Raw genomic sequence first — 17,965 nt, 5'->3', positions numbered from 1 at the left:
CCTTATTGATTAATGCGCTTCCAGCGTCCGTTTTCCATTCCAAGGAGGTAGCGTAGTCCGCCTGCGAAGTTCGCTATGTGTCCAACCACCAAGTAATTGATTAACTTAAATGGCTTAAACAAATTTAATACTGGTACTAAGTAAGTGATGAGAGCAACTGAGTAGACTGCCAGTTGCGCCAGCATCAGAAATTGAAACGCTGGGTAGTGAATCAGCAGTAATGAACTCACCAAACACATAATCATTAGGTAAGGTGTCGCAAGACGCAGTACCTTTCCAGATAGAAATGCAAATGCAGTGCCACGATAACGGGGCAATAGCAGTTTTTTCAATTTCAAGAACTGCTGCATGTTACCTGCCGAGATACGTAGGCGACGTTTGAAGTCCGAACTGTCTGCGCTTTCTTCCAGTTCGATGGCTAACATTCTTGGTTCATAGACGGAGTCATAACCTTGAAGCACAATGCGCATTGGCAAAATGAAGTCATCGTTAATGATCTCAGGCTCTAATGGCGAAAACAGTTTGGTTCTGAAGGTATAGAATGCGCCGTGAGAACCAATGGTTGAGCCGATCAATGACTCTTTGTACTTCACGTTCGATTGATATTGCCAGTAAGCTGCTTCGCCTTGGTTTTGTGTCGCCATGATTTGATAGGTTGCGTTCACCACACCCACTTTCTCATTTTGATAATGCTGACTGGCCAATGAGAGCGAGTCGCAAGAGACGAGGGCAGACACATCACTTAATGCAGTAATATCTGAAGTGACGCTCTCCATTTCCATGTTGATTAATCCGACTTTACCGCGGTTTACCTCATGGTCATGAACAATGAACAGAGTATCTGCGCAAATCGCTTCTTGAATCGTATCTTGTGCAATCGCTGCGGTGTTATCTGTACAGCCATCGCAAGCAATGACGACGGCCAGTTTATCTCTAGGATAGTCTAGGCTTGCTAGGTTACGGATTTTTTCTGCTATCCATTGTTCCTCATTGTAAGCAGGAACGATCACCGTGACACTTGGCAGTGTGCAGTCACGCTTTGAGGCCTTGTAGCAGCGCTCTTTTGCTTTTTGTTTTCTTGCATTCTTTTTCGCTTTTCGTTGCTCTCTGCGTGCCGATAACCAATTCAAAACCAAAGGATAACCTACGTGATGATAGATAATCAGTAGCGCAGAGAAAACAAAACCAGCTGTCCATAGTAGATCAATCATGCGTTCTCTCCCTGAGCCAATGTCGCATAGCGGTTCACCATATTGCGAATGTCGAAATGCTTAAGAATGTGTGCTCTCGGTGATTGGGGTGTTTGTGATAATTGCTGCGATAGCGCATCTGCCAACATTGGTACTTTGTTCGGTTCAACGAGCGCTCCAATTTGTGGGCACAGTGTTTCTTTTACTGCGCCAACATCGCTTGCAATGCAGGGTACGCCACAAGCCTGTGCTTCTAGTGTGGATAGAGGGAACCCTTCTTGAAGCGAAGGCAGGCAAAACACGTTTAGGCTCTGATAAAAACGAGGCATGTCGCTTACTAATCCGAGGAAAGTTACTCGGTCTTCTAACCCGAGTGTGCGAACTTGTGCTTCTAGAATGCCTCTTTGGCTACCGCAACCAGCAAGCGCAAGATGGGTGTTTTTTGGCAGGTGAGAAAAGGCTTTGATGAGGATCTCTTGTCCTTTCACCGTTTCCAAGCGACCTGCTGTACCTACAATGAACTTGTCTGTAGGAAGAGCGAAAAACTCACGCGCTTTTTGTGGATTGCCATCGGTGAATTTCTCGCAGTCGATTCCATTATGGATGGTGCTTACGCGCTGATATCCCAACTTATTCGTGATTTGGTCAGCGACAAAGTCTGCGTCTGCTACGACTTGAGGATGAAGCACTTTGAGAAGCGTCGATTGCAGTCTCGCGGCCTTTTTATTGTTTAAATGCCACGCATCATGCTCAGTGTGGATCAAGGTTTTGATCCCATTCAAACGAGCTGCAGTGCCACCGTATAGTAACGGCCCAATGTGATGTGTATGGACGACGTTTGCATTCAGTTGTTTTAATTTTGCTTTCAAAACCTTGAAGGTTGATAGATGCAGACCAGACGGCTTGTTTAGAAAGTGGAGTTGGTCTTTAAAGTCCGCCAACTTCTCCCAATGATTTTGCGCAGTTTGTTTGTTTCCCTCTAGGCTGATAACAAACACGGAGTCTTCGGCTTTGGCAAAGCGAAGCATCTCAAGCACCAAAGTTTCCAACCCGCCTGGAGCAAGATGCTGAACGATGTGAACGATCACGTTGCCATTATTGCTTGAGTTTTTAGTCTCTGAGTTTTTCATTCCTGAGCCCTCGACGTGGTTATCTTTAGAAGAGGTAGCAGGGTGCGTGCCAGAAAATAAATTGCTATAAAACAAGTGGTTAACAGTGATTTTGGAGGCGGGGTCAAAATGAGAAGCTATGTTTCTCAATTTGAAATTCAAAATTAGTCTTCAGAAGAGAGAGGGAATGAAAGAAAAAGCACTCAAAAATGGAGTGCTTTACGTTGTGTTATTGGCGGGAGTTGCTGTTATGAATCCTAATCTTAGAAAGCCACTTTAGGAATGGTCGTAATCACTGGCACCCCAAGGTGTTTCTCGAGTGTTTTACGAGAGCGAATGGAGTTGTCAGCCAGTTCAACAATGGTTGCCAAACCGATCCCTAAACCTGCTCCGCCAATGAATCCTAAAATGACAAATACAAACGCTGGCAGGTTGGCAGGAATCGTTGGTGTGTAAGGTTCATCAATGACTTTCACACGTTTGTTTTCCTCAAACACACCTAAAGATCCGGTGAGCTGTGCCATTTCATAACGTTCAACCAGTTCGTCATACAACTCGCGTTTTACTGTCACGTCGCGAGCTAGACGGTTGATTTCAGTTGCGGTACTACCAAAGCGGTTTGCATTGACTTCTAGCTCCTGAATCATACTTTGCAAGCTAATGGTTTCTTCCTGAAGCGACTCGTATCGACCGCGCATGATTTGCAATTGATGAAGCTGAGAAACAAGCAGAGGTTGCGCATCACCAATGTTGCTTACTGTTGCTGTACTGGCGATATCCCAAAGCTGATTACTGTTCATCTCTGGTTGTTTTGAGTTGAGTAGAACCGAACGCTCTTGCTCCAAGCGATTTAGCTCGCGCAGCTTACCTTGAACCATACTGTGCGCTTCTGTGTACTTGGCACGAAGTAGGGTTAGTTCACTGCGGATCTCGATGATTTGCTCCTCAATCTTACCGATCACTGGGTTGGTCTTCGAAAGCTGCTGGTCTAAGCTACCCAAGCTGCGTTTTACACCTGCAAGCTCCGCTTCTTTCTCCGCCAATGTTTGCTTTAGGCTCGCTAAACGAGTCAGGCTTTGCGCTTGCATCTCTGGTGTCGCGTGCGAGTAGGCGTTTTTGTACTCCGCAAAAGCTTGCTCGGCTTTATCCAATTCTTCGCGGCGTTTGTCTATGTGAATAGTTAGAAAGTGGCTTGAGTCTTTAATCGAAGAGCGCTCTGGCGCAAGCAACTGTTCAACAAAATGGTCGCTGACGGAACCAAGTATTTCTTCCATTCCTTCCGATTTACCACTGGTTAACTGGATTTGAATAAAATCTTTGCCAAGCTGTTGCACCGTGAGGCGATTGGCAAGTTCTTTAATGATGAACTCTTGCTCTTTCGGGCCCATGGTATTGTCAATCAAGCCTTGCTCCTGAGCAACCGAATACAGCACATGACGGCTTTTCAGTAGGGTGCTTAATGCACTCAAACGGTCTTTCAGCATGGTCGAGACGGCAAGGTCCTCAAGGAACGGGTTCATTTTCGCTGTTTCTTGAATCAACATGCTCGTGTGCGCTACATATTTTGTTGGCATCATTTTACTGACGACAAACCCTAAGATTGGTAACACCAACATAGGAATGACAATCAGGTAACGACGTCGCCACGCACCGTGCAGTAATAGGGTGATGTTGTCTCTTAAATCGTTCATAACGCCCTCACTAATTGCTCAACTTGACGTGCTCTTGATTGCCAACTTTGTTGTTGGATGATCGAGAGTGATCCTTCTGGTGGTGGGAGTAAATGATTGAGGCTAGCACAAACATCATCTACGTCCGCCACAACATGCAACATGTGTTGGTAAGGCTTAAGTGCTGGGAAAGCCGTACTGATGACTGGTGTACCTGTTGCGAGGTATTCCAACAGTTTAAGCGGATTACAGGCTTGAATTTGCGCGTTATCGACGAATGGCAGCCAGCTCGCATCCCAATGCTGTGAGTAGCTAGGTAAATCTTGATGTGCTCGAGGTCCTAGGTAATGGACGTTGCTTCGTTGTGGCAACGGGTTGTGAGGAAATTCATTTGGACCAATAAAGACCAAGTCCCAATCTTGCGCTTGATCGGCCACTTGTTCTATCAAACGGTAATCTAACCATTCTGATAGGCTGCCGTAAAAACCAAGGACCTTACGACCATTGTTTGGCATATCTTGCGCTTTCGCCGCTGGCTCTGAGAACAAACTGAAATCCACCCCATGCGGTAGGGTAACGGTTTTCTCTTGTGGAAACTCAGCGGCAAGTTTGTCACTCGCAGCCAGAATAAGGTCTGCGTTATCAATCAAGTCTGCTTCATGTTCCAAAACGGTTTGGTGATCCACACCTGCTAGCGCGCCAAAGTCATCACCACAGTAGTAAACAATGCCTTTGGTGCTCATTTCGCGGCAAATATCAACAGCGGTGGGCAGTGATGTCCAAAAAACGGCACGTTGAAAGCCAAGCTCATTCAACTTTTTGTTCAGTTGATGTTTCATCATTTTCGTCGCTACGCTACGTGCCCATTTCGATTTGGGAGCGGGAATCGTCAACAGAGTAATGGTGTGGATGTTTGCGTCTTCTTCACGACCGAAAGGCGTTTGGACCTTGTCTTGTTGTTTGACCGAACTGGTCAGTTTGGTGACGAGGCGTTTAGCGTCTTTCGGTGTGAGCTTTGGTTGTCTTAAGCCGATCGAGTTGACCCAAAGAATACGATGGTTGTTAGCTAGGTGTTTTATCAGATGTTGAGTGGAAGATGGCAAGCCGCCGAAGTCTTCTCCAAATACTACGATATCTGTCATCGTTCTCTCCTTGAGCCAATTGATTCGTTGTTGTTACTCAAAGATGTATCACGATGTATGCCAAAGAATTAAATTTCATTAAAACAATTAGTTAGGTTATTTCTTAATTTGAGAGGGTGAAGATTTCTCATTTTGACAATCAGTTTGAACGATGCGATTTATCACTATGGTTAGCGCGGCGAGTATGTAAATCGGCCAAGTGAAGCCTTGGGTGAGGAAGGTCCCTGAGACTATGGTGCCAATAAGTCCGCTCAATACGGCGTTTGCACCTACAGATAGGGTGAAGTGGGACTTTTCAGTCAGAAGTGAAATGGAACTCAATGACGTTTTTACCAGAGAAACAATCAGAGTAATGAAAACCGCTAAACCAACAAAACCGGTTTCAGCCAGTACACCAAACCAAGTACTGTGCACCGCATGGTTAATGCCATCCCAATGCGGGCTATAGAAGAAGTAGTTGTAGTAGAAGTTCTCTAAACCAACGCCAGTTATTGGGTTGTCGAGTGCCATTTTGAAAGCCGCTTCCCAAGCGTACAAACGTCCCATTGCAGAGGCATCAATACCGGCTTCCGCTGCGCCGCCCGATGCTCGCCCAGAGATCCCAGCGACCGCATACAGAATCAAAGCCGCGACTAAGCCTAGGAAGACCACCAATGCTTTACTCTTAATGTGTTTGAACGCGAAATACGCGAAGACTGAAAGCGCTCCCAATAGACCACCGCGGCTTTGTGTTTCAAGGATCGACATAAACAGAATGATACAAGTGAGCAGCGCAAACCCTCGCAGCCACATGGACGATCGTTTCTCGACCAATTGGCTCACCGTAAAGGCGAGCGGAAACATCAAAACCAACGCCAAGTCATTGGGGTCGCCTAATACTGAGCCGAACGAACGGCCAATCGACACACGCGTTCCTTCCACAATATCAATGCCGTTAGTGGCGTTATAGAGCGCAACGAGTCCGACCAACAGCCCAGCAACGATAATCGCTTTTGACATTTGCGCCAGCTGTTTGGGTGTGGTGATAAGCCAAGTGATCGCCAGTGTCATCACAATGATCTTCCAATACGTATTCTTGAACACGGTAATCGCGATGTCGCGTGCTGAGGCGAACACAATACCGATGATGACCAACGCCCAGAAGATGAACAGCCACTTTAAAGAAGGGTGCCAGAAGACCGATAGCTGACGACTGATCAATAGATGAAAAGATAACGCGCCAAGTGCGCCCAAAGACAACAACAGCGGGATTTTGAAGTTGTAGATGACGGGAAACGCTTCGTGAATTCGAAAGAAAGAGAAGATGACGAACAGAGTCACAAGCCAAAAGGTTTGGTTGAGCACAAACAAGATGGCAAGCGGAGCAAAACAAATTGCGACAATCAAAATCGGATGCGGCATCACCAACCACGCTAAAGCGATAACCACAGTAATGGTTATCGCAGCGATGATTTGGGTTGGTCTCACATCCGTGGCATTCATAACGTCACTCTTTTCGCTTCCGTTCTTAATCTCATCACAAGATTGCTACGTGTTTCCTTAGACATGTATCGGAAGGCGATGCCTGCAAGCAGTGTGCATGTCAAAATGCAAATCACGATCGCGCTTCCGATGGATTGAGTAGAGTAAAGCAGGAACAGTGCCACTCCTGAGATGATTTGTAATGCGACCATCAAACTTAGGTGGAAAGGAAGCTGCATACACTGTTGTCCAATCACGAACGTCATCGCCAGTTTGGCTAGTTGCGCGTAGTAAAGCGCGATGAATACGCCATAAATACCAAGAGAAGAGAGCGCAAATAGAAGAGTAATTGCGACGCCAGCGGCAACGACGTTGATTCCCAGCAACCAACGAGTACGACGTTTATAGAGAATGGCGATATTCAGTAGCTCGCTCCATTCTTTGATCATGGCGATTGGCAGAAGGAACCATGTGTAAAGCGCGGCTTCTTGATACGTTTCTGGTAAAAACTGGCTGATCATAATGAAGGCAAGGGTCGCGACTAGAACCGTGAGTGCTGCAATATAGATCATGCCGAAGTGAGAAATTCTAACGGCTTCTTTACCACGATTACGCTCTAGATAGGCGAAGCGACGTGGCATCCACCACATACCGAATGGCTGAACCAAAATACACATGCCAATGGCAAACTTCACTGCAATCGCGTAAACACCAAGTGTTGCTAGTGAAGCGTTCGCACCAATGAACCAACGCTCGGCGCCATTCAAGCAAAAAGCAACCAGCGCAGACATCATGACAGGGATGCAGTAATGCAGATGTTGCTTTGCGATCGCAACGTCAGGCATGACAACTCTGTATTTATTGATAATGTGCAGCCAGGTAAATTGGATAACGGCAGCCAGTAGACCACCAAGCAAGACAGAAATGACGTGTGGGTGAATCATCAAAGCGGCGACAATAAATACAACTTGAAGCACGGTGGTGGTCACCATCACGCTTAGCAGGGTTTTCGCTTTATCATCTTGCATGCGCAGCCAAGCAGTACCGATACCAATCGCACCTTCCAAGATAATTGCCAACATCAGCACGATGAATTCAAATTGAGAAAACGGACTAGGAATCGGGGCAACTAGAATCGCAAACAATAAAACCAAGCCAATCGCCGCTGCGATCCAAACAGAAAGCGAGTAGATCTGGTTAAGCATGGTCACTTTCTTCTCGCTGTCTTTCTCTACACCAACAAAGCGGTACAGCGCTTCGTGCATTGCCATGCTTGCAAGTAGGGCAGTGACAACACCGAAAGAAGTTAGTAACTCAAGTTTGCCCATTTGCTCTGGCGAGAGAAACTGAGGAAGCACTGGCAGCATAATTAAGCTGATGCTTTTGTTGATCACCAACGCAATGGCGAACAGTGACATATTGGTCATGGCTTTAGACATGGTCATATCCTTTGACGTTGTCGCGCTTCTTTGCGCTGTCTTGAGCTTTATTATTCGGGTCAGTACAAAGCTGTTGGGTAATATCGAAGTAACAACGTTCTGCGGTGTATAAACTCGCAACGTTCAGTGCCTCCATCCCCATGGTGACTTTCAGCCAAGGTGCTTCGTTTAAAAGTCGAATGGCATTGTGGAGAGAAGCGGCGTCTTTTGGTGTGTATTTAATACAGTTCTTGCCATGGGTTAACACTCGATCCCAATAGCTGTCGTCATGTGGAATCACGACACACATACCAGCGGCTAACGCCTCTAAAATTGATAACCCAAACGGTTCGTTCTCACTGGTCGACACAAACACACCACACTGTGCTCTTAGCTCGTCAAGGTTGTCTGGTGATTCGTGCCACTCAATATTTGCCTGAGTGAAATCTGGCTGTGAGCATTCAACGCCTTCGATGTTAGGTTTGATGTAACAGATGGTCGCGTTTAGGTTCGCTGACTCATCCAACTTCATCGCGTCGAGCAACAGATCAACGTTCTTCCATTTCAATAGGCTGGCAGCCCAGAACACTCGATTAGAAATTGGGTTCGCTTGCTTTGGTGCGCGTTCTGAAGACAAGCCGTTCACAAAAGAAGAGGTGTTTAAGGTTGTCCAAAAACGCTCTACCGCCGGTTTTGGCATCTTTAGATAGGCAGCAAGCGCATCAATCATAGAGGCACGTGTATTCGATAAATAATGAATCGCAGACGCTTTTACTAAGCAGTAGCCAGACGAGCGAGACACGCCAACCGGGCCATGCACCATTTGCACGATAGGTTTGCGATTGAACAGACGAAGCAGGTACAAAGGCATGTCGTTGTTTGGTGAAGACAAACCCATAAACCAATCGAGTTTTGGAAGTTTGAACGTCACCAAAATCAACTGCACTAGGTAAAAACAGTTCATCAACCAATAAGCGATACCATGATGAGACGTGATTGGAGAACGCTTGATTTTCAATACCTGTACGCGAGGGTTTGAGCCGAATGCGGCAGTCCAGTGCTCTGGATTTGTCGTCGCGACATAGCTAATTACGTCACGTTGGTCACACTGTTTAATCAACTCAGCATTGGCAATTTTCGAACCGCCTTGCATTGGGATGGCGTCAAACATCAATACACGTTTCATGGTGAGCTCCTTAGTTGATGTTTAACCAGCGCGAAATTGGTTTCATGCAGTGGCTGACGGGCATAGGTGTCAGTTCTTTCTGCGTCAGTTCATTGCGGTAGATGTCTTCAATCGCTTTGACTGAGGCAGAAACTGTCAGATGCTGATTCGCGTGTTGATGCGCATTCTCAGCTAACTTGTTTCGTAGCGGCGCATCTTGAATCATCTGCTGAATCGCATTTAACAGACTTGCCATACCGTGATTGGCGAACAATAGGGCACTGTGGTTGTGCTCAAACAATTCCGGGATGCCACCTGTTTTTGGTGCGATGATTGGTAACTTCGCTAGTGCCGCCTCACCAAGAACAAGACCAAATGCCTCTTCGTAAGCTCCACTGATGAAGGCATCTACATTACCTTTCATCCAGTCTCCGGCGTTGTGTTGTTCCCCAACAAAATGCACACGATCCTCCACACCCAAATCAACAGCTAACTGCTTCAACGCGACACGTTCTTCACCATCACCAACAATCACCAAATGTGGATTATGTTGATGGTAGTTGTGCATACGCATGGCTTGGATTAAGCGGTCAAAGCCTTTGCGTTTAATGAGAGATCCAACCGAAATAAAGGTAAATGCTTGGTGAGGAATGCCCAGACGATCTTTGACGTCGATAGGTGCATCGTGACTTTCCAGCGACACGCCATTATGAACGACATGAAGATGTTCTTCTGGGTAGCCATCTTTGAGAATCTCGTGCCCCACGTCTTTACTCACACAAATCAACTTTGGAGAAAGGTGCAGACCCAGTGAGAAGCGGTCACGTAAGGTGTAGTGGCAGTGAAGTTGCGTTACCAAAGGGATGTGATTCATACGAGCAGCTAGGCACATCCATTGGCATGGGCCGCCGCTGTTTACGTGGACAAGGTCAATGTTATGCTTTTCAATCAACGCAGTTCCTTGTTTGATCAAATCGTTCCAACCGCTGATGTCCCAACGAGGCGTATTCCAACCTCCAACAAGGCTGAAACTCGAATGTTCCGATTCGATACCTAAGGTTTGGCACTTCTCAATCAAAGGCTTGCAGTTTGACCAAACAATCGGGTGGTACTGGTCTCGGTCAATATTTGTGATGAGGTCAAGCAGTACTACTTCGCTGCCGCGAATCCAGTTATCACCATAATGAACGTAAAGAATGCGTTTTGGAGTAGTCATAGTCGTTACCTCGGTTAGCCAATCTGTTTGGATTAGCTATTGCAACCGAGATGCCAAAATATGCCATTGATTTAAGTGTCTGTTTTTAAATGGGAAATGCAGTGGGTGTAAAAATCAGATACGAAACTTCTCAAATTGAGAACGGATATGCATCAAGTATGATTCTCAATTTGGTAGCGTTCAATCAGAATAGGAATGATGCTGCGAGATGAATAGTGTGCTTTGATGGTCTCAATCGCTTTATTTCGCATTAGATATTGTTTGTTGTGGTCTATTCCCAGCCAAAGATAAAGCTTATCGGTTAGAGCAAGAATGTCGTGAGCGAGGAATCCATTCTGACCATCTTGGATTAAATCAGGAAGACGACCAACGTCGAGGGTTATCACGACGATACCACGGGCCATCGCCTCTAACGCCGCCATTGGCAAGCCCTCATAGCGCGATGAAATGACGAGAACGCTGATATTGCGCCAAACAGCATCCATGTCACTTTGATGACCGTGAAATATCACGTTGGTAGGTGCGCTTTCTACGAGTCTCGGTTTTTCGGGGCCGTCACCATAAATAGAGAACTCGATATCAGGAACTTGACGGGCAATATCGATGAAGCGGTCTGCGCCTTTCTCATGGCTTAGACGACCAACAAATGCGATTTCTTTGTAGCGGCAATGCTGTTCGGGAATCGTAACAAAGTTATTGAGCAATTCTGATTGAGTGGGGAGCTTGTCTTGAATGGCCTGGCTTACCGCAAAGCTGTGATCAGAGATCCGTGCGGAATATCGGTCCAGCCAGTCGTACGCCCAAACTTTGCCCGTTGGTGTTTCACCGGCGTGGTAGGTGGAGATTAAACGGGGAAAATTACGAGTGAATAGCTTTGCGCTTCTGGCTAACAGTGCCGCTTTGTATCCATGGGTGTGAATAACGCTGGGTTGATGCTCAGCAACCGCGCCAGTAATTTGTTTGACTGGAATGGTTTTCGACCGTTCTGACTTTGGGCACAGGTGCCACAAATAACTCACAGGGATTTGAGCTTGGTTTAATTTGTCGATAAGTGGTGCTGGTGGATCGTATTCCACCACCAACACAACTCGCACGTTCACATGAAAGGACTGCAACCCAGTGGCGAGTTCGACGACATGGCTTTCAATACCACCATAAATGCGGCTATCCAGCAGAATCCAAACTTCGCCAACGACTGGGATCTCAAGATTGTTCGAGATTAGCTTCATCTGCTTCCCACGCTTGTTTTTTGCGATATACGGTGGAAGGGCTAAGCTCCAACATCACCGCCGCGTTAAGCACGTTACCATCACAATATGCAATGGCGTTTTGAATCGCCTCTCGCTCAACTTTCCACATTGGACGAATGGTGCCATCGGAATTGAAGTAAGGTGATGACACTTGTGCCGCAGGACTTGCTGGAGGCGCTTCGTTCGCAACCATAGTTGAGGAGAACTCCGGTTGCGCGGATGTTTCTACAGGTGCACTTTCTAATGGCTGTGCTTGCACTGGCGTTGCTGTGGTGGCTGGATTTACGTTGGCTACTTGAGCACTTTCAATATGAGGTGGTGTGACAGTGCGTGCTTTTGACGGTTTGCGAGTCAGTTGAGCGGGTAGGTGTGCCAGCGTCACTTTGTCATCGTCATTCAAAACGACAATATTACGAATGATGTTTTGCAACTGACGTACATTGCCTGGCCAGTCATAGTGCTTAATCACATGTTGGGCTTCGCTATCGATATTGCTGAACTTCTTCTTATCCTGCTTCGCGTATGTGTTTAAGAAATGCTTAGCTAGCGTGATAATGTCACTACCACGTTCGCGGAGTGGCGGCATATCGATTGGCACAACGTGCACACGATAGTACAAGTCTTCACGGAAACGGCCTTCTTCCACTTCGGTTAATGGATCTCGGTTGGTTGCACAGATAATCCGTACATCCACCTTCATCTCTTTGGTGCCGCCAAGCGGGGTGTAGGTTCCGGTTTGCAGAAAACGTAGAAGTTTTTTCTGCATCTCAAGTTCCATTTCACACAGTTCGTCTAGGAATAGTGTGCCGCCGTGGGCTAGCGTTGCAGCACCTTTACGGTCGGTGGTTGCGCCGGTAAACGCGCCTTTTACGTGACCGAAAATTTCACTTTCCATCAAATCGCGTGGGATAGCGCCACAGTTAATGGCAATGAAAGGTTTGTCTCTGCGATCACTTTGTCTGTGAACGGCTTCTGCACACACTTCTTTACCCGTACCACTTTCACCAACGATAAACACGCTTGCAGAGGTTGGGGCTACCGCATCAATGGTTTTGTATACCGCTTGCATCGGTAGGCTAGAGCCAATAAAACCATGGTAGTTGTGGCGATCGAAGGTCGATTGAATGTTTTCGACGAGATTTTCTAATTTCGCGCGTTTTAAATGAAGAGCGACTGAGGTTTTTAAACGGTCAGCATTGATTGGCTTCTCTAGGAAGTCTTCCGCGCCTTTCTGGATAAGATTGACTGCGAGATCAACACTTCCATGCGCCGTTGCGATGATAACGGAGGTAGGGATCTCGTGTTCGTTAATCCAATCCAACACGTCTTCGCCCGACATGTCCGGGAGTTTGAGGTCGAGAATGATAAGTTGCGGTTTGCTGCGCTCAATAAATTGAATTGCCTCACGTCCCGTTTCTACATGGAAGATATCGTAAGGCTCATCCTTGACGTACTGCTTATAAAGTATGGCTAGTGAAGTAGAGTCTTCTACCAGTAACACCCTTGGTCTCATAGTCCTTTCCCAACTTTCTTCAATTCGTTGTTTTAATACTTTAAGTCGGCTCGAGATTACTTAGGTATAGTCCCTCAAGCTGATGGCTTTTTTCAATTCTCATTTTGAGAAATTTTATATTTAAGTATTAGCACACGCTGTGAGGATTGCAGAAAATTCTTTATTTTTTAGTTAATTAAATCTCATAAATTTATGGCTAGCCTTCAAATCCTTGCTCTTTTCTGTCGTTTAGAGCATTTAAAGACAGCTCAGCTAGCTCTGGTAGCGATTGGCAAAGCTCAAAGGCTTGCTTTGTATCACCTTCAACACAGTATTTCTCGATGGTACGAGCGTGACGCGATAGAGTGCGATTACCCAAGGCAAGTGCAGAGCTGCCAAGCGTGTGGACTTCAAACTCCATCGCTTCTTTGTCTTGGCTGTTGAGTGCCTGCTGAATCTTTTCGACGCGCTCGCGAGATTCCTCAATATAGTGCTCGATTAAGGTAGGCATGATTTCCGCACAGGTGTCTTTGATCATTTGCTGAAGAATCAACTCGTCGACCAATTCTTGCTCCAACGTTACATCTGCTTGAGTATTCATAGTGCGCGCTCCCTATAAGGTAAATAATTCGCTGTTCTTTATTTGTTTCGATATTTTCGCTTTCAGCTTCTCTGGCAAAAAGCGCAGTTTTTTCACCTGACGAATCAGTTCGTCTTTTAAACCTGCGTTGTGCTTCATGTTGAGTACAGCGCCTAGCAGATTGGCATTACTGGTTTCTAATAGCTTTTTAGCTTGGTCGATTTGGCTCGTAGTCGTTGAGCCGTAACTGGCAACCAGTACACAAGTATCGCAAACGCCTGCAACGACTTGGGCAGGAATGTTGCTGCGGTTCATGCTCAGTAGCGGTGATGTATCAATTACCACTCGGTCGTATTGCTCAAGCCACGTATCGACTGCCTTTCGCAACATGGTTGGATCGCGATAGGCGAGTTGTGTGCTCGCAAGGGAAGGGACGGTCAACCCAACCAGCGTCTGGTGGTCTTCTTCACGAGAAATCAGTTGGCCAACTTCTTCCGGGTCTTCTTCAAAAGCATGAACCGTGCTGTAAGCGGGCTTGAACAGGTTCAGGTCGACATAAAGTGTTTTATGACCCGCAAGAATCAAACGTTCTGCCAGTGCAGATGCCACAGACGTAACCCCATCTTCAGACTGACAAGCCACCACACTAATTGACCTGTAGCCCTTGAGTTCACTTTGAAGATAGATTTGCTCAATCTCAGCATGTGTTGCAGGAATAGTCATTACAGCGCTCCTATTAACACTATGGTGGTGGTGATTTGTAGCAAGTCACGCAAACCAGCACGGGCTTTCTCGGCAAAACTTTCGTCTTTGTGCGGAACGTAAATCGTATCACCGGCACGAATCACAGGCAGGTCGTAAATGTTGGCGGTTTTGCTGAATTCAACCAAGTTAAACACACGCGCCTGACCTTGGCAGCAAGACATGTTAACCACACTGATCTTCTCAACGTAAGCGCTGTCACTCGGTCCACCAGCTTCAGCAAGCAGGTCAAGAATGGTCATGTTGTCATTGAAGACATAGCGACCCGGTGCATGTACTTCACCCAGTACGCGAACTGTGGATTCTTTAGAGCGATCAAGCCAGTTCTTGTCTTTCTCTGGAATGTAGATGGTATCGCCAGGACGCACATCTGGCAGAATCGATTCATCGCCAGTTTCAAAGTAAAGCGACAGGTTAAGTTTGCTTACTTTTGCGTAACCTAAACCACGATGCGTCACTCGGATGTTATGAATGTCGGCATCTTTGGTAGGGCCATCAGCCGCAGACAAAATATCTAAGAAATGCATCTCTTTGGTAAAGCGGTAACGACCCGGCGCGTTGATCTGACCGAACACGTAAATTGATGCATCAGAGCTTTGGCTGACCCATTGTGATTTGTTGTCTGATGGATCGTCTGGTAACGCATGAACACGAACCACTGTGCCTGCGGAAACCCTTGGCAATTTAGAATGTGGTGAGCCTTGTAGGATGTATTTATCCAAATCAAACTTGGTCACTTTACCGTTGTTAGAGATTTCAATCTTACTGGTGTCCGCACGGCGAGTAGGACCGCCCACATGAGCAATCAAATCGATCAAGTCCATTTCGTCTGACCATTCGATACGACCGGGACGAACCACTTCACCCATCACAGCGACCGCACGACTTGGTGCAACCTTTAGCCATGACTTTTCATTCATGTCGGTTTTTTCAGGGACGAAGATAGCGTCACCCGGGCCAACTGTCGGTACTTTTTGCTTAGACAACCCTTCGGTGTGAGCAGTTAAGTCGAAATTGATGACGCCACCATCTGCTTTGATTACGCGGATTTGGCGAGATTCTGCAAAACGTGTTGGACCACCTGCGTTAGCAAGAATGTCCATAAAGCTCGCGCCTTTTTTGCCTTCGTAAGCACCAGGGTGAGCCACTTCACCCATCACGTAAACCACGTTCGCGCCGGCTTTGATTTCTTCTTCCTGCTTTGGCACAAAGATGGTTGCACCCGGAAGGATCTCTGGCAGCAAGCTCTGGTCGCCTGTATCAAGGTAGCGCTTTAGGTTAAACATAATCGGTGTGTTGTTGGTGATAACGCGGATTTGTTCCACACTAGCGTAACGAGTCACACCGCCAGCGCGCATGACCACATCGACAAGTGTCGTGTTAGGTTTGTAGGTAAATGAGCCTGGTGCGTTTACTTCACCAAATACTTTAATTGCGCGAGCAGAATCGGCACTGTCGCCTGAGTTTGCCAGTTTCGCTGCATCGAATTCTTGTTCAATGTTACCCACCAATGGTGAAGCAGGGACGAAAAGTACGTCTAATGATTCTAGAGTTGGCAGTTTTGAATCGTCACCAGTATCGAGAAAGCGTTTGTAGTCGAACTCAATGTTCTTGTTGCCACGCTTTACGATGATTTTATCAAGCTGAGCACCGGCACGTAGACCGCCTGCTTCATAAAGGAACATTTGAATATTGGAGCCAGATGGAAGCGTGTATTCCCCCGGCTTAACCACGTAACCCTGTACTGAAATCAAAAGTTGTTGTTGTTTGATGAACACACGGGCGTTACTTACATCGCGAAACACAGTTTTAAGGTTATCGGTGATGACATTTTGAAGCTGAGTCTCATTGTAACCCGCAACAAAAACCGGCCCGATTTCTGGCAGATTGATGCGACCACGTTTATCAACTTGAAAACCTTTATTCAGAGATACTTCACCGGGTAGGTTGATTTGTACCAAGTCGCCGACTTTAACCACGTCATCTTCCGCTGCCCAAGCTGTATTTATGGTGATTAAGCATAGCATCAGTAGGGTGGTAATGGCTTTGAGGATTCTCATAGTGTGCCTCCCATTTCTGCGCTTGTGTCTGAATTGGCGTTCAGTACTTCAATGCTTACGCGGCGATTAGTCAAACGAACTGCTGGTGTTTGCCCTTCGTAAAGAGGCAGTGTTTCGCCCACAGATTTGGTTTGCACACGGTCAGAGGTGATGCCGAATACGTTCAAGTAACGCTTAACTTGCTCTGCTCGGTCTTGAGCCAATTTTTGGTTATATTCCGGTGTGCCCGTTGCGTCTGCATGTCCGGTTACGACCAGAGACAAAGATGGATGGTCACGAAGAATGTAAGCTGCCTCAGCAAGATGTCCCATGTATTTTGGGTTGATCTCCGCAGAGTCGACAGCGAATTGATTATCTACGTTCAGTAGGTCATAGATGTCTGCAACGATGTTTAGGTCACTGCGCAATGCTTCTATGTCTTGTGGTGGTTTACACGTAGTTTGCGATAATACGTAATCGAGTTGTTGCTCAAGCTGGTTTAGGCGTCGGCGCTGAATCACGATGTCGTTGGCTGCATCAAGGAGCAATCCGCCTTCCAACTCACGAGCGATACGGTTTTGTTTCTCAAGTGCCTGCACAACAGCAGCAGGAAAACACCAGCGTGCGCCTTCTTGAATCAAAGCATCCAAGTGCAGCTTAGTTAACTGCCAATCGAAACGTAAACCGTGCTCAGGGCCAAGAGGCTCGTCGGGCATCACTGGTGAAAACTGATAATTCTCGATAGAAATATCTTGGTAGCTTTCTGCCATGCCACCCTTACCATGATCAGGGTAGTTAAACGTTGAGCAACCAAACATGCCGACAACGAGACTACAAAACACACTTTGTCGTAAAAGATTCACCATGCCAACCTCCGTATTAACTGGTATTTTTTTAATGACCTTTTGAATTGACCGGGATAGCGTGATTGATGCGTAACAGGCTCATGATCTCCAATGGCTGTCCTGATACGTTTTCAATAATCATGCTACGCTCACGTTCAACTAGGCGCTTATATAGATAAACAATGGCACCAATCCCTGAAGAATCAAGAAATTGGACGTGTTGCAGGTTGATTTCTACTTCCTTGTGATCGTCACTGTGAATCACCTCATCAATTTGATGTTGTGCTTGACGGCAGCCTTTTGCATCTAGGTCACCAAAAAATTCGATAGTTAGCGTGTTTGGGGTGGTTTCAAGTTTACGTAGTTCCATGATGCTTTCTCCATTTATTCGATTTCCTGATTTGGATAGAGCAGGGAATGTGCCAAATAAAAAAGCCTTTAACTACAGGGTGTTAAATAAGTGTAGAACGATGTTTCATATTGAGAATCTGGTTTTTCTCAATATGAGAATCAAAAAAGTGAATCGTTTTAGGGGTTTATAAATGCTAATTCGATCTGATCTTTATGTATGTAGTTGCATTCATTTGCTTATGAGCATTGCGTTGAGTCGTAGAACGTAAAATGTG

15 protein-coding genes are annotated in these 17,965 nt (G+C 46.4%); all 15 read right to left on the bottom strand.

Annotated elements, in window-relative coordinates; translation table 11 throughout:
• Nucleotides 1–2: 2 nt before the first annotated feature.
• The 15 genes from KIV41_RS21085 to KIV41_RS21015 all read right to left on the bottom strand — a co-directional run bounded on the left by KIV41_RS21085 (nt 3) and on the right by KIV41_RS21015 (nt 17,709).
• On the bottom strand, nt 3–1,211 hold the full coding sequence (locus tag KIV41_RS21085; RefSeq protein WP_285337626.1) for a glycosyltransferase family 2 protein: 1,209 nt from the start codon (nt 1,209–1,211) through the stop codon (nt 3–5).
• On the bottom strand, nt 1,208–2,320 hold the full coding sequence (locus KIV41_RS21080; RefSeq protein ID WP_252042015.1) for a glycosyltransferase: 1,113 nt from the start codon (nt 2,318–2,320) through the stop codon (nt 1,208–1,210). Before KIV41_RS21080 ends, KIV41_RS21085 begins: the two co-directional genes overlap by 4 nt.
• Nucleotides 2,321–2,562: 242 nt before the next feature.
• Nucleotides 2,563–3,990 (bottom strand): chain-length determining protein, encoded by a 1,428-nt coding sequence (locus KIV41_RS21075; RefSeq protein WP_252042016.1) that lies wholly within the window; start codon nt 3,988–3,990, stop codon nt 2,563–2,565.
• The gene (locus KIV41_RS21070) at nt 3,987–5,111 is read right to left on the bottom strand and encodes a glycosyltransferase (protein WP_252042018.1); all 1,125 of its coding nucleotides are present in this window, start codon (nt 5,109–5,111) and stop codon (nt 3,987–3,989) included. The genes KIV41_RS21075 and KIV41_RS21070 overlap by 4 nt, the downstream gene beginning before the upstream one ends.
• Before the next feature lie 96 nt (nt 5,112–5,207).
• Nucleotides 5,208–6,593 (bottom strand): O-antigen ligase family protein, encoded by a 1,386-nt coding sequence (locus KIV41_RS21065; RefSeq protein WP_041055776.1) that lies wholly within the window; start codon nt 6,591–6,593, stop codon nt 5,208–5,210.
• Entirely contained in the window at nt 6,590–8,011 is a 1,422-nt protein-coding gene (locus tag KIV41_RS21060; protein ID WP_285337625.1) for a lipopolysaccharide biosynthesis protein, read from the bottom strand. Before KIV41_RS21060 ends, KIV41_RS21065 begins: the two co-directional genes overlap by 4 nt.
• A complete protein-coding gene (locus tag KIV41_RS21055; protein ID WP_285337624.1) occupies nt 8,004–9,176 on the bottom strand; it encodes a glycosyltransferase family 4 protein in 1,173 nt (390 codons plus the stop codon). The genes KIV41_RS21060 and KIV41_RS21055 overlap by 8 nt, the downstream gene beginning before the upstream one ends.
• Nucleotides 9,177–9,186: 10 nt before the next feature.
• Nucleotides 9,187–10,371 (bottom strand): glycosyltransferase, encoded by a 1,185-nt coding sequence (locus KIV41_RS21050; protein WP_285337623.1) that lies wholly within the window; start codon nt 10,369–10,371, stop codon nt 9,187–9,189.
• Nucleotides 10,372–10,523: 152 nt separating this feature from the next.
• Nucleotides 10,524–11,600: a glycosyltransferase family 4 protein gene (locus KIV41_RS21045; protein ID WP_285337622.1), complete on the bottom strand. Its 1,077-nt coding sequence runs from the start codon at nt 11,598–11,600 to the stop codon at nt 10,524–10,526.
• A complete protein-coding gene (locus KIV41_RS21040; protein WP_285337621.1) occupies nt 11,575–13,134 on the bottom strand; it encodes a sigma-54 dependent transcriptional regulator in 1,560 nt (519 codons plus the stop codon). Before KIV41_RS21040 ends, KIV41_RS21045 begins: the two co-directional genes overlap by 26 nt.
• Before the next feature lie 196 nt (nt 13,135–13,330).
• Nucleotides 13,331–13,714, bottom strand: coding sequence for an Hpt domain-containing protein (locus KIV41_RS21035; RefSeq protein ID WP_285337620.1), 384 nt, complete (start codon nt 13,712–13,714; stop codon nt 13,331–13,333).
• Between the two features lie 12 nt (nt 13,715–13,726).
• Nucleotides 13,727–14,416 carry an AAA family ATPase gene (locus KIV41_RS21030; RefSeq protein WP_199454181.1) on the bottom strand — a complete coding sequence of 230 codons (690 nt, stop codon included), beginning with the start codon at nt 14,414–14,416 and terminating at the stop codon, nt 13,727–13,729.
• Nucleotides 14,416–16,515 carry an SLBB domain-containing protein gene (locus tag KIV41_RS21025; RefSeq protein ID WP_285337619.1) on the bottom strand — a complete coding sequence of 700 codons (2,100 nt, stop codon included), beginning with the start codon at nt 16,513–16,515 and terminating at the stop codon, nt 14,416–14,418. Before KIV41_RS21025 ends, KIV41_RS21030 begins: the two co-directional genes overlap by 1 nt.
• Nucleotides 16,512–17,360 (bottom strand): OmpA family protein, encoded by an 849-nt coding sequence (locus tag KIV41_RS21020; RefSeq protein WP_020198006.1) that lies wholly within the window; start codon nt 17,358–17,360, stop codon nt 16,512–16,514. Before KIV41_RS21020 ends, KIV41_RS21025 begins: the two co-directional genes overlap by 4 nt.
• A gap of 28 nt (nt 17,361–17,388) precedes the next feature.
• Nucleotides 17,389–17,709 (bottom strand): STAS domain-containing protein, encoded by a 321-nt coding sequence (locus tag KIV41_RS21015; RefSeq protein WP_005440957.1) that lies wholly within the window; start codon nt 17,707–17,709, stop codon nt 17,389–17,391.
• Between the last annotated feature and the right edge of the window lie 256 nt (nt 17,710–17,965).

This window comes from Vibrio sp. D401a, assembly GCF_030248515.1.
Taxonomy (GTDB): Bacteria; Pseudomonadota; Gammaproteobacteria; order Enterobacterales; family Vibrionaceae; genus Vibrio; species Vibrio rotiferianus.
Note: the sequence above shows the minus strand (reverse complement) of the source record. Positions and strands in the feature narration are given on the sequence as shown.